The organism is Flavobacterium sp. N502540 (assembly GCF_025947365.1).
Lineage (GTDB): Bacteria > Bacteroidota > Bacteroidia > Flavobacteriales > Flavobacteriaceae > Flavobacterium.
Map to the genome: position 1 here is coordinate 5,266,389 of NZ_CP110012.1, position 14,083 is coordinate 5,280,471.

Sequence of the window (14,083 nt, forward strand, 5' to 3'; positions counted from 1 at the left end):
TTAAGGAAATAAATGGATAGTAGTTTTTGTTTCGGGCAGGTTCAATGGAGTTAGTACAACAGTACGCCTTGTTTAAACAGTTCTTTTTCGGCAAATAGTCTTTCTGCGACTATACCTCTGTTTCTGCAGTCTTCGATTAACATGTTCGATTGCACAATTGGATTGGATTCGTCTGTATATTCAACATCCAAAATATGTCGCACCCACGGTTCTTCTCCCATGGCATACACATAAACTTCTTTGACATTAAAGCAGTTTACCATTTTGATTCCTTCGTCGTAATTACTGCCTCTTCCTCTTCGGCTGAAATCTTTTTCACGTTCCTGTTTGGTGGTAAAAATGGGGCCGTACACCCAGGAAGCCGGTGCTCCGTCGCATTCCATTCCCATGAACAGCACGTCTACATCACCAATAATTTCATGAATGTGTTCGTACAATTCCGGCGACTGGTTACAGGAATCTGCTACGGCCAATAAAGAATAACCGTCTAATTCAACGTGATACGAAAGTTTACTGTTGATGTGAATGTCATGATGCTCCCCGATAAATGGAATTCCTGTAATTTTAATACCGTCGATAGCCGAAATGGTTTGCAATTCTTCTAATTCTATAATATTCTCAAATCCCAGATTTCTTAGTAGTAAATTCAATGACGGGTCCTGAATGGCACCGCCTATGCTTTTACCAACGACTATATTTTTGACTTTGTGTCGTATTTGCAGCATCGTTTCCATCAATATGTGGTCGTGATGCCCGTGAGTGATCAGTACATAATCTATTTCGTCCGGCAAATCATCATAGGTAAATCGGGACACATCGGATTCGTAGGTATAACTTAAAACCGGATCGAGCACGATGGAGTGTTCTTTGGTTTCAATCAGGATGCAAGCGTGTCCGAAGTATCGGATGCGCATACTGTCTCCGGTATATTTTTCATACTTTTTAGGCTCTTCTGTAGTAAATAGATCTTTAAAAAGTGCCTCATCGTTTTGATCAATATTCAAAAGTTCTGTGATGTATTCAAAAGTTTGAGGCTCGCGTTTCATCTTGAACAACTCGTCGATTTGTTTCGATTTAAAAGGCAATTTTAATTCCAATGCTGCTTCCAGATTAGACAATCTTGGCGTTGAGAAGATAAAAGGTCGATCAGCATCCTTATTAATTAAAGACAGCTTCACCGTCTGAAAATCCTCTACATAATAAGGACTGGCATAAATAAGAGGCTCATAAAATCTGAAATCAGGCCTGTGATGTCTGTCATAATACAATTCGACATAACCTCTGATTGCCGATGGAACTTCTTTGTACAACGGCTGCATCAAATGTCCGGTTGCTTTTTTCTTAAGCAATTTGTCCAGTTCTTTTACAGCATCTGTAAACTCAAAAAGCGGAGCTGCCATTTTTTTTGTATTTTCCAGCAAAGCTGCTACTTCATCGACATGTTTTTTGTCTAAATCGATAAAAGGACCTCCTCTAAAAGCAGGATCTTTTACGGCAGTCTCATGTATGCTTGGATCGTTAACATACGATTCCATAATCGGAATGTATCGGTTTACCACATTAAATCCCGTTAGAATTGGCGGGATAATGTGATGCCATGCATACCAGTTTGAAATTAACGGTTCTACTTGTACGTTATTTTTCAGATATATTTTTTGAGTAGCCATTTAGATCTATTTTATAGTTTTAAAAAAATGTGGTTAGGTTATAGGGAGATATTTTCAAAATCATCTGTAATCACGACTTCCGCATTCACGAGCTGTGCCTTTTTTATTTCGGCTGCCATTTCTTCTAAAATGGCATTATTGAAAATCGAAATCAGGTCGAGTTTTGTGTTAAACTCCGCTTTTATTCTCGTGATTAAATAAGTGGCTTTTAAACTGTGACCTCCAATTTTAAAAAAGTCATCCAGTACTCCCACTTTATCTATTTCCAGCACTTCTTCCCACAATGCAGCAAGTTTACTTTCTGTTTCGTCCCGGGGTGCCAGATAGTTTCGGGAAACATTTTCAGTTAAAGATTTGTTCTGCAACAGTTTCTTTTTGTCTGTTTTTCCATTTAAGGTCAGCGGAAATTCGTTTAAACTTATAAAGTGAGACGGAATCATATATTCCGGCAGTTTGTCTTCTAAGAATTCTTTAATATCATCGTTATCTGAAACCGAATCGGTTTTTAGCACAAAAAAGGCAACCGTTTCTTTAATTCCTAAACTGTCTTCTTTCACCACTACTACGGCATCTTCGATTGCTTCGTGTTCTTTGATAACAGTTTCTATTTCGCCCAGTTCGATTCTAAATCCTCTCACTTTTACCTGATCGTCATTTCGTCCGGCATATTCGATCGTACCGTTAGGGAGCCATTTTCCTAAATCACCCGTTTTGTATAATTTTTCGCCTTCAGCAAATGGATTATCGATAAACTTCTGACTCGTCAATTCTGGCTTGTTCAAATACCCTTCGGCTAAACCGGCTCCGCTTACATAAATTTCACCAATGGCTCCAAGAGGAAGTAGTTTTTCATTGGTTCCGAGGATGTAAATTTTGGTGTTGGCGATTGGAAATCCGATCGGAACATTAGAAAGTTCCTGTAGCTGATTTTCATTCACTTTATAAATTGTAGCACAAATACTGGTTTCTGTAGGACCATAAGCATTAAAACAGGTACCGCCATAAGTCAGGTATTTTTTTACTTCTTCGGTAGGAGCTGCTTCTCCTGCAGTTACCAGCTTTTTTAAACTTTTAATTTTATCCAGCTGCAATAATTTTAGGTACGAAGGAGAAATGGTTGCGAAATGAATTGCGTGTTCTCCGATGTAATTTTCCAGTTCTTCGGTGTCTTTTTTTACCTCATCGGTTATGATGTGTAGTTCTCCGCCCGAAGCCAAAACCGTAAAGATTTCTGAAATCGAGGCATCAAATGAAAACGAAGCCAACTGAAGGGCTTTTTCTTTGTTTTCATTCCCAAAAATTTCGATCTGAGATAAAATCGTATTCGAAATGGCTGCCTGTTTTATCGAAACTCCTTTAGGAAGACCGGTTGAACCGGAAGTATAAATCAGATATGCCAGGTCATCGGCACTGCTATTCGATTGCTCCATAACACTGCTGTAGAGCTTTTCCATCGATCTGAAATCATAAATTTCATCTGAATCGATAACCAGTTTACAATCGCTGTTTTCAATGATGTAATCGATTCGCTCTTCCGGATAAGCAATGTCAATGGGTACATAAACTCCTCCGCTTTTTAGAACCCCAAGCAATGAAATAACATTCCACTCGCTTCGGTCTAATTTAACACCAACAAATTCATTTGCCTTTATGCCGTATTTTTTCTTTAAATAATTTCCCAGTTTGTTGGATACCTCATCCAATTCCTGATACGTTATTTTTTTATCTTCAAAAACCAGTGCGGTCTGCTCCGGTGTTTCTAATACCTGCTTTTGAAACAGACCAATTAAGGTGTCGGGCTGTGCGCTATAATCTCTTGCCGTATCATTAAAGACATTAAGTATTAAATTTTCTTCCTCAGCATTTAGAAATGATAATCCTGATAAACTTTGATCTGAGTTTACTAATACCTCATGCAGCAGTACTTTTAAGTTTGAGATTAACCGTACAATGGTCTCCCGAACGTATAATCCTGATTTGTACTCGATTTTACCTTCTAACTGTCCCTCGCTTTCTATGAAGTTGAATACTAAATCGAACAGGCATTTTTTCAGAGTTACATCATCGTATTCTGCGATTTGCAGATGATCTATTTCGAGTGCTTGTTTATCGGCTTCTATCGAATTGTCTCTCAGTACAAACCAAACGTCAAACAATGGATGTCGGTTACGGCTCAACTGAAGATCTAAATTGAGAACGAGTTCATCAAAAGCGACCATTTGATTTTCCTGTGCATCGATAACACTTTGTTCTACCTGATGCAATAAGCTTACAAAATCATGATTTTCATTGAATACCGTTCGCAAAGGAACAGTGTTGATGTAAAGCCCGATCTGGTCTTCTAAATCGGTATGTATTCTGCCTCCGATAGGTGTTCCAACGGTAATATCCTGTTGGTGGGTATATTTGTATAATAAAGTTTTAACCAATGATAAAAGTCCAGTAAAAACGGTAATCGAGTGGCTCTCACAAAAGTTTTTAAATTTTGAAAAAGTCTCTCTTTCAATGGTAAAATCAACAGAATCTCCATCATACGCATTGATTGCCGCTCTTGATTTATCTGTTGGAAAGTCTAATACCGGAACTTCTCCCTCAAACTTTTTTAACCAATGCTGCAGCTGATTTTTATATTCCTCCGACTGAAACTGCTCGGTTTGCCATTGCGCATAATCTTTATACTGAATTTTTAGATCAGAAGCTGTAATTGCTTTTCCTTGGGATAGATTTTGATAATTCGAAACAAATTCTTTTGTCAAAATATTCATAGACAATCCATCACTGATGATATGATGCATTACAAAAGAAAACATCCACTGATCGTCTTTGATCTGATACAATTTCAATCGCAGCAAAGAATCTTCTTCCAGATTAAAAGGTTTGTCAATTTCCTGATTGATTTTGGCATCAATAACCTCCTGAGAATATTGATTTGGTCTGAAATCTTCAATCGTTAAATTCAGTAAACTGTCATTAAAGGCTTTAATGTATTGCTTCACGATACCATTTTCGTCCAGTCTGAATACCGTTCGCAGACTTTCGTGTCTTTTCAGAATGGCCAAAAAAGCTGCTGCAAATACCGAAATGTCGAGTACACCGGTGAACGTAAAGGTCTTGTACATGTTGAGCGCTATACTTGCATCGTCCAGATGCGACAACAGCCATAATCTTCTTTGCCCTGACGAAAGCAGGTAACTGGTGCTTTCCGGAGCTTTTTTAATTTCCTGATAAACAGTCGTATTCGACCCGGCTATTTTTTTGGCCAGACTTTGAATGTTTCTGTTTTCAAAAACATCTCTCAGATTGATTTTTACATTGAATTCTCTGTTGATGCTATTCGCTAAATGTGTAGCACTCAAACTGTGACCGCCCAGTGTAAAAAAATCTTCGAGTATCCCAATCTTGGTCTGATTTAATATTCCTTCCCAAATTACTACCAGTTTTTGCTCCAGTTCACTTTGTGCGGCAACATAAGCAACAGTTGTTTTTAGACTTAGTCCGTTGCTGTGACGCAGTTTATTTCGGTCTGCTTTACCGCTATTAGTTAACGGAATTTCGTCTACTACGATAAAATTAGACGGAATCATATAAGTAGGAAGTTTAGTTCCCAGCCATAAGTTGAGTTCTTCCTTCACCAATTCACCATTTGCTACAATATACCCTGTCAGATATTTATCTGCGCTGTTTTCATTGGTATGGTCTAAAACCACAGCCGTTTGTATTTGTGGATGTTGGTTTAATGCCTCTTCTATTTCTTCCAGCTCTATTCTGAATCCTCTGATTTTTACCTGAAAATCTTTTCTTCCTAAATATTCTACATTCCCATCAGGCGACCACATGCCCAGATCTCCGGTTCGGTACATTTTCGCTCCTGGTTGAAACGGATTCGGTACAAACTTCTGATGAGTCAACTCCGGATTGTTTAGATAACCAAGGGCCAGTCCTTTTCCGGCAATGCAAATTTCTCCCGCCACGCCAATAGGCTGAACAGCATCTGACTCGCTTAAAATATAAATCTGCGTGTTCCAGATTGGTTTTCCAATCGGGATTACTTCATTGCCTTGAGCTGTATTAAAATAAGTAACGTCTATCGAAGCTTCTGTTGGACCATAAAGATTATAAATGGGTGCAGCCGATACTTTACTATACCATTCCTTAACTGTCAATGGTGTTAAAGCTTCACCACTGGTTATTACGGCACGTAAACTAGACAATTTGTTTCCTAATTGTTCTGTATTAGCGACTGAAGCAATAAAGGTGTTGAGCATACTTGGCACAAAATGCAGACTGGTTACGCCATTGTTTTGGATCAAATTCAAAATGCGATGTGGTTCTGAAATGTCTTCCTGTTCGCAAAGTACCATCTTGGTTCCCCAGCATAAAGGCATAAAAATTTCCCATACCGAAACATCAAAAGTAAAAGTGGTTTTTTGCAGAATAACATCCTCCAAAGAATAGTTGTATTCATTCCACATCCAGTCAATTCTGTTGGTCACTCCTTCATGAGTAATCATACAGCCTTTCGGATTTCCGGTTGATCCGGAGGTATAGAGTACATAAGCCAGATCGGTAACTTTATTGTGATTTTCAGGATTGCTTTTAGACAAAGAAGCCAATTGTTCTGAGATATTTTCTAAAGTTTCCTCATCAATTAAAAATTTGCACTGACTGTCGGCTATAATGAAATTGATTCTTTCTTCGGGATATTGCGGTTCTACCGGAATATAAGCTCCTCCGGCTTTTATGATGGCCATAAGGGCGATAATCATTTGTTCGCTTCTTGGAAGTTTTACGATTACGAAATCCCCTTGTTTGATGTTTTTTTCCTGACGTAAATAATGAGCCAGCTGATTCACTTTTTCATTGAGTTCCTGAAAGGTAAATTCTTTCTCTTTGAAACGAAGTGCTGTGTGGTTGGCTAATTTCTCCACTTGTTCTTCGAATAAAACATTCAACGGAGCACAAACCTGATTGTCGAATTGTGTAGCATTGAAATCTAAAACCAGTTTTTTCTTTTCAATCTCAGTTACCAGAGAAAGGTTCTCTATTATTTCTGACGGAGTGTTACTTACTAAGTTTAATAAATGCTCAAAATGTGCTGTGATTTGTTCTATAAAAAAAGTGTCATACAAATCGGTATTATAAACAATACTCAATTCTAAATTTTCATCTACCTCAACAAAATTGAAAAGCAAATCAAACTTACTGGTTTTGTTTTCTGTTTCTAAAGCCTGAACGGTTAGTTGATCTCCGATACTTTTTACGTTTGTATTTTCGTTGTTTTGTAAAATCAGGAAGATATCAAACAATGGATTTCTGCTTAAATCGGTTTCCAGCTGTGCTTCTTCTATCAGTTTATCAAAAGGATACGATTGGTAGTTATAAGCTCTTAGAGTGCTTTCTTTAATGTTCTTAAGGAAAGATTCGAAACTGTCTTTCGCATTAACCACTCCTCTTAAAGCAATGGTATTTAAATACAGCCCCAACTGATTGTGAAGTACCTGTAACTCACGCCCGGCTATTGGCGAACCCACAATTAAATCTGTCTGACTGGTATATTTGTAAAGCACTATTTTTAAAGTGGCCAGCAATCCCATGAACAAAGTACTCTCGTTGTCCAGACAAACTTTCTTGAACTTCGTGCTTACTTCTTTACGTATCGTTCTGTAAACAGTATCACCGTTATAGGTTTTTAAAATCGGTCTTGTTTTACTGAAAGGAAGTTGGATTTTAGGGATTTCACCTGAAATCTGTGACAGCCAGTATTCTTTGTGTGCTGCAAAATAATCATCGCTCAATAATTTTTGCTGCCAAACTGCGTATTCTTTGTATTGTATCGCTAAAGATTCTTTAGCCACATTTTCTCCTTTTTCTAATGCCGTGTAGTTTTCTAATAATTCATTTATAAGTACTCCCATCGACCAGCCGTCGCTGATGATGTGATGAATCATAAAGAAGAATATCCACTTTTGATCTTCTATTTGATAAACGATACTTTTTAGCAGCAGCTCTTTTTCTAAATCAAAAGAATAGGGCATTTCTTTGTTGATGAGTTCTTCTGCGCTTGTTGTTTGATTTCTCAGATCTATTTCTTCTACCTGAAATTTTATTTCTTCGGCAGGGACTATTTTTTGTACAACGGTATTCTCCTTATTGACAAACCTGGTTCTCAGAATTTCATGACGTTCTATAATCAACTGAAAAGCACGCTCTAATGTCTTTACATTCAGATTCCCTTCAAAAGTGTATAAAGCCGGAACATTATAGGCTTTACTGGATTCTTCCATTTGACTTAAAACCCACATCCTATATTGTGAAGAAGATAATGGATAATCTTCTAAATCGGCTGTTTTTAGTATTTCAGGTAATGCAGGTTTTGATGCTTGCAGGTTTTGATTGTTCAGCAAAAAAAGAGTCAATTCTTCTTTGTGCTTTTTTATTTCTTCAATTAAACTATTATCAATAGTAGATTTTTCGGCAAAAACCTTCAGTTTATTGTCAATTATTTCAAGTAAAATTCCTTCTCCCTGTAGTTTATCAATTAATTTTTTCATTGGTTTATTTTAATTTTCAGAGGATAATTTTTCAATTATTAAAGTAAATTGGGTATAGTTTGAGATCTGAATTTCTCTTCTCAAAAGACACTATTACAGGTCAATATCGATTTCCTGCAGGTCTTTTTTGTTTGCTGTCAACTGTTCTTGTTTCTGAATGAAACTAAGCTGCTCTGCCATGGTTTCAATAGTTCTGAATTGAAATATATGCCCTATACTCACTTCAACACCGAAACTTTCCTGAATCATATTGGCCAATTTTACGGCTCTTAAACTATGTCCTCCTATTTCAAAAAAATCATCGGTTACACTGACCTTTTCGATCAACAATATTTCACTCCAAATCTCACAGAGGGTCTTCTCTGTTTCATTTCGATAAGAAACATATTCTCTTTCCAGTATGGATAAATCAATCTCTGGAAGAAGGTCTTTATCCACCTTTCCATTTTTATTCAAAATGAAATCCTCTACTTCTATAAAATAGGTTGGAATCATATAAAATGGAAGTCTGTCTGCCAGATAGGCCTTTAATTCCTTTTGATTCATAGCCTGATTGGCTTTAACAAAAGCAACAATAAATTTATCTTCCGCGGCCTCTGATCGTTGTTTCACTACTACTACTGCACCATTAATATCCGGATGAGCGTCTAAAGTTTTTTCAATATCATTTAGTTCAATTCGATAACCGCGAAGTTTGATCTGACTGTCTTTTCTTCCAAAAAATTTGATATTTCCATCCGGCAGCCATAATCCTAAATCGCCAGTTTTATAAACTCTTTCATTGTTAAGCGTCTGCGGATTCAGGAATTTTTCGGCATTCAATTCTTCTGCATTTAAGTAGCCTAAAGAAAGCCCGTCACCTGCCAGATATATCTCACCAACAACTCCCAAAGGACATAACTGTAAATTTTGATCTAAGATGTAAGCCTTAGAATTGTTAATCGGTTTACCAATCGGGATGTCCTCTTCTACGGGTGCTATAATTTTATAGGTTGCCGAAAATGTAGTGTTTTCGGTAGGGCCGTAACCGTTAATAAGATTGAGCTCGGGATAAGCTTCTAACAATTTACGAATGTGTTTCGCGGATAATTTTTCACCTCCTGCCAACACATTGATTAATCCTTCAAAAAGAGATACGTCCTGATCTGTAAACTGATTCAATAAACCAGATGTAAACCACATGGTATCTACTTTTTCTGTTTTTATTAATGCAGAAAGTTTTTTAGTATTTAACAAATCTTCTTTATCGCATAAAACTAGTTTTCCGCCATTAAGCAACGCTCCCCAGAATTCAAAAGTCGACGCATCAAAAGACACAGAACCTGTAGACAATATGGCGTGTACCGTATCAAAATCGATGTAATTGGTGTTTTTAACCAGTCTGGTTACTCCTTTATGCGGTACCAAAACTCCTTTTGGATTTCCGGTAGACCCGGAGGTGTACATGATGTATGCCGGAGCGTCAGGACTGTTCGTAATTTGTGGAGCGGGAGAATAATTTTCTAAAGTACCTAATTGAATGTCTATGACGATCGTACTTCCCCTAAAGAAATCGATATCATATATATAGTCCATCTGGGTAATGATCATTCTGGTATTGATATCATCGACAATAAACTCCTTTCTGATTTTCGGACTTTCCACATCGATTGGAACATATACCCCGCCCGCTTTTAAAATTCCGAGTATAGTACTGATCAAAAGTTCTGATTTGTCTAAAACAATTCCGACTTTTTCACCATTAGTGAGTCCATATTCTGTCGTTAACAAATGAGCAATTTTGTTCGCATTGCGATCCAATTCCTCATACGTCAATTGTCGGTTTTTGTAAACGACAGCTATTTGTCCAGGTGTTTTACTAACCTGCTGCTGAAAAGCGTCGACAATATCCAGGCAAACCTGAGAATTAAAAGTTCCGCTACTAAAATCTGATGAAAGAAGTTGTCTTTCATCTGCAGACAAATAAGAAAGCGAAGCAATGGCATCACCCGGGTTTGCAATTACCGCATTCAACAGATTTTGAAAATGTTTCTGAATTTGACGAATAAAACCTGCATCAAAAATATCGGTATTGTAAACTAAGCTAAACTCCAGTCCTTTTACCGTTTCTACAAAATTGAATGAAACATCAAATCGGCTTACAGTTGCTTTAATTCTTTCATATAAAGCTATTTCAAGGCCTTCGCTGTTTAAAGAATCTATCTTCTGATCTAAATCTGCATTTTGCAAAACAACGCTGGCATCAAACAAAGGATTTCTGCTAATATCATGTGTCAGATTCAAATCACTGATTAATTGATCGAAAGGATAAATCTGATGTTCGTAGGCTTCCTGAGTTAGTTTTTTTACCTTTCGGAATAAGTCCGTTACGGCATCCTTATCTGAAAACTGACAACGTAAAGCCAACACATTAATGAAACAGCCTATTTGTCCCTCTAAATCAGTATGATTTCTTCCGGCAATTGGGCTTCCAAGTATAATATCTTCCTGATTGGTATATTTATAAATCAAGACATTAACTACCGTTAGCAACCCCATGAACAAAGTCAGGTTTTCCTGATCCAGTACATTTTTAAAATTTTCTACTGTTTTGCTGTCAATGTTTATGGTCGACGTCTCACCATTATATGATTTTATCTTAGGACGAATTTTACTTTTCTGAAGGCTCAAAACAGGAAGTTCTCCTGAGAATTTCTCCATCCAGTAGGCTTTGTGAACCTGCAACGATTCGTTCTCCAATTGTTGATTCTGCCAGGCGGCAAAATCTTTGTATTGTATTCTAAGCGGTTTTAAATTTACGGGAAGCTCATTTTTATGGACTTTGTACAAATGCAGCAGCTCTTCGATAAAAACCTCTATAGACAGCCCGTCGCTAATAATATGATGCATCACCGCTACCAGTATCGCTTTGGATTCTTCTACCTGCAATACACTCACTTTTAAAAGCGGCCCTTCTGATAAATTAAATACTACCTGAATGAGATTGTTGATGCTTTCTTCTAATTCGTTTTCCGGGCGATTGCGAAAATCAACGAAATCTATCTCAAAATTATTCTCCTCATCAGACGATATAAATTGTCTTAATTCCTTATTTTCATCTTCTTTGAAAGTGGTTCTAAAACTTTCATGTCGTTTGGTTATGGATTGAAAAGCAAAAGCTAAAGCTGCTTTATCCAGATCTCCTGTTAAGGTGTAGATACTGGGAATTGTATAGGCTTTGTTGGCTTCCTGAAACTGACTCAATGCCCAAAAACGCTGCTGTGATGATGAAACCGCATAACTTGGCTGCTCCGATAAAGCTTCTATTTCCTGAAATTCATTTTCCTGTGTCTGAAGTATCGTTTCTGCAAGCGTTTTAATATTTCGATCTTCAAAAACGTTTCCAATGTCTATTTTTATATTTAAGTTTTTATGAATGGTCGACACCAGGTTCATTGCCTTAATGCTGTGTCCTCCAATGTCAAAAAAATCATCGGTTATACTGATATCTTCTTTATCAAACAGTTCTTTCCAAATATTGTGCAGGGCTATTTGGATTTCAGTCGTTGGCAAAACAAGCTCTCTGGTTGTTTCCTTATTTGATTTTGCCAGTTTGTTTAATTCTTTCTGATCTACTTTTCCGTTTCTGTTCAATGGAATCTGAGGCACCTGAGTAATATGAGCCGGAATCATATAGTTCGGCAGTTTTTGTGTCAGGAAAGAACGAAGCTCTTCAGCACTAATAGTAGCATCGGCAACGAAAAACGCTGCTAAAAATTTCACATCATGGCTGTCTTTGTTTACGAGAATTACAGCTTCGGTAATACTATTGTAACCCGTTATCTTTCGTTCGATTTCACCTAATTCTATTCTGAAACCACGAATTTTCACCTGACTGTCTCTTCTTCCTAAAATTTCTATTGTACCGTCAGGCAGCCATTTACAGATGTCTCCTGTTTTATACAACAGAGCGTTTTCCTGATAAGGATTTTCAACAAAACTTTTTGAAGTGAGTTCTTCTTTGTTTAAGTACCCCGCTGCAACACCTTCGCCCGAAACATACAATTCTCCTGTAATACCAACAGGCTGTAATTTCATGCTCTCGTTAAGAATGTAACATTGTGTATAGGAAATTGGTTTTCCTATCGGGATGCTTGGCGCATCTTCTGAAACTTCATCAACTGGGTAAAAAGTTGAAAAAGTAGTGTTTTCGGTAGGTCCATAAACGTGTATTAGCCTTCCGCTTCCGAAATAATTGACAAACTTTCGCACATGAGATACGGAAACCATTTCTCCGCCAAAAAGAATTTTTCTCAAGTTTTTAAGACTGTCAATGTCAGTATCCACCATGGAGTTGAACAAAGCCGTTGTCATAAAAACAACCGAAATTTCATTTGCGGTAATAGCCTGAAACAGCAGCTCAAAATTGAGCACTAAATCTTTCTCCGGAATGTGTAAAGTTGCTCCGTTTAATAATGCTCCCCAAATATCAAAAGTAGAACCGTCGAACGAAGAATTTGAGATGGCCAGAATACGATCCTGAGGATCAATTTTGATATAATTGGTTTCTTTCACCAAGCGTACGATACTTTTATCTTTTATCACAACACCTTTTGGCACTCCGGTTGATCCTGAAGTGTACATGATGTAAGCGATATCTCCCTTACTATTGTTTTGCCAGTTTGCATCGGAAATATTTTCTTCATTAAGCATCACGTCTATACTAAATAACGGAATATCATAATGAAACAGGTCATTCAGATACTCGATTTGAGTGATGATCACTTTGGGCTGTGTGTCCGATAAGATATAATCAAGTCTTTCTGTCGTAAGATTATAATCCAGAGGTAAATAAGTGGCACCCAGTTTTAATGCCGCAGCAAAAGAGAAAATCGTATTGGCCGAATAATCTGTCATGATCCCGATAATATCCCCGGATTTAATTCCGTACTCTTTTTGCAATAAACTGGCCAGATGATTTACTTTTCGGTTTACGGCTGTATAGGTGTATTTTTTTCCTTTATAAACTAAAGCAATGTTCTCAGGCGTTGCCTTTACCTGCTGTTCAAAAATCTCGATAACACTTGCGTGGATCTTCTTCTCAGATTCACCAGAAAACTCCAGTAACTGTTGTTTTTCAGAGGCGGTAATAAATTCAATATCATCCACCTTAGTATCAATCAGATTACTGCTATTTTCAAGTATATGCGTAAAATGCTCCAACATATTCTGAATGAAAAGTGCATCGTATTTTGCAGCATCAAAATGTATGGTAATTGATTCCTCACCCGCAATAGTATCTTCTATTTCCAGACAAAGTTTGGCCTGAGCGATTCGATTATTTCTGCGATTTAATTTCTGATATATAAAAGCATATTGAAGGTAATCTTCAGGAGTCAGTTCAATATTTAGAAACTCTTTTTCAATTAACTCAAAATCAATGGTATCATAAAGCAGCGTTTCTTCAATCTCCTGTTTGGTTGCGTTTATTGCATCTCTCAATGAAGAAACATTGGATATAGCAGTATTATAAAACAACAAGGCATCTTTTTCCGACTGCACTCCCTCCAAAATGAAAGGCGATGAAGCTACCCAGATATTTTCGTTATTCGTATATCTTTTTAACACTATATTAAAAACAGACAAATAAATAGTCGCTGCGGCAATGGCGTTCCCTCCTGATAATTTAGCAACCTTATCCAAACAGTTCTTTTTTAGTAAAATGCTATACTGACCTGAAGGAACCTGTTCAGATCTGCTCAGTAAATAACTGCTGTCGTTACTGTATTGCTTTATTTTGTTCAACCAATAATCTTGTATGATTTTCTTATCTTTCATGCTGTAGTCTGATTATATTGTAGGGATTACAAAAGGTTTATTTGAATG

At 37.2% G+C, this 14,083-nt stretch carries 3 protein-coding genes; all 3 read right to left on the bottom strand.

What is annotated here, in order from left to right:
* Positions 1 to 50: 50 nt before the first annotated feature.
* Complete coding sequence (locus OLM58_RS21645) at positions 51 to 1,667, bottom strand: MBL fold metallo-hydrolase (protein ID WP_264530614.1); 1,617 nt, start codon at positions 1,665 to 1,667, stop codon at positions 51 to 53.
* Positions 1,668 to 1,705: 38 nt separating this feature from the next.
* Positions 1,706 to 8,218 (bottom strand): non-ribosomal peptide synthetase, encoded by a 6,513-nt coding sequence (locus tag OLM58_RS21650; protein ID WP_264530615.1) that lies wholly within the window; start codon positions 8,216 to 8,218, stop codon positions 1,706 to 1,708.
* Between the two features lie 93 nt (positions 8,219 to 8,311).
* Positions 8,312 to 14,035, bottom strand: a complete 5,724-nt coding sequence (locus OLM58_RS21655) for a non-ribosomal peptide synthetase (protein WP_264530616.1) — start codon at positions 14,033 to 14,035, stop codon at positions 8,312 to 8,314.
* Positions 14,036 to 14,083: the final 48 nt, after the last annotated feature.

Coding starts and splice junctions, on each gene's coding strand:
- OLM58_RS21645 (WP_264530614.1), bottom strand. CDS start 1,667: ATGGCTACTCAAAAAATATATCTGAAAAATAACGTACAAGTAGAACCG.
- OLM58_RS21650 (WP_264530615.1), bottom strand. CDS start 8,218: ATGAAAAAATTAATTGATAAACTACAGGGAGAAGGAATTTTACTTGAA.
- OLM58_RS21655 (WP_264530616.1), bottom strand. CDS start 14,035: ATGAAAGATAAGAAAATCATACAAGATTATTGGTTGAACAAAATAAAG.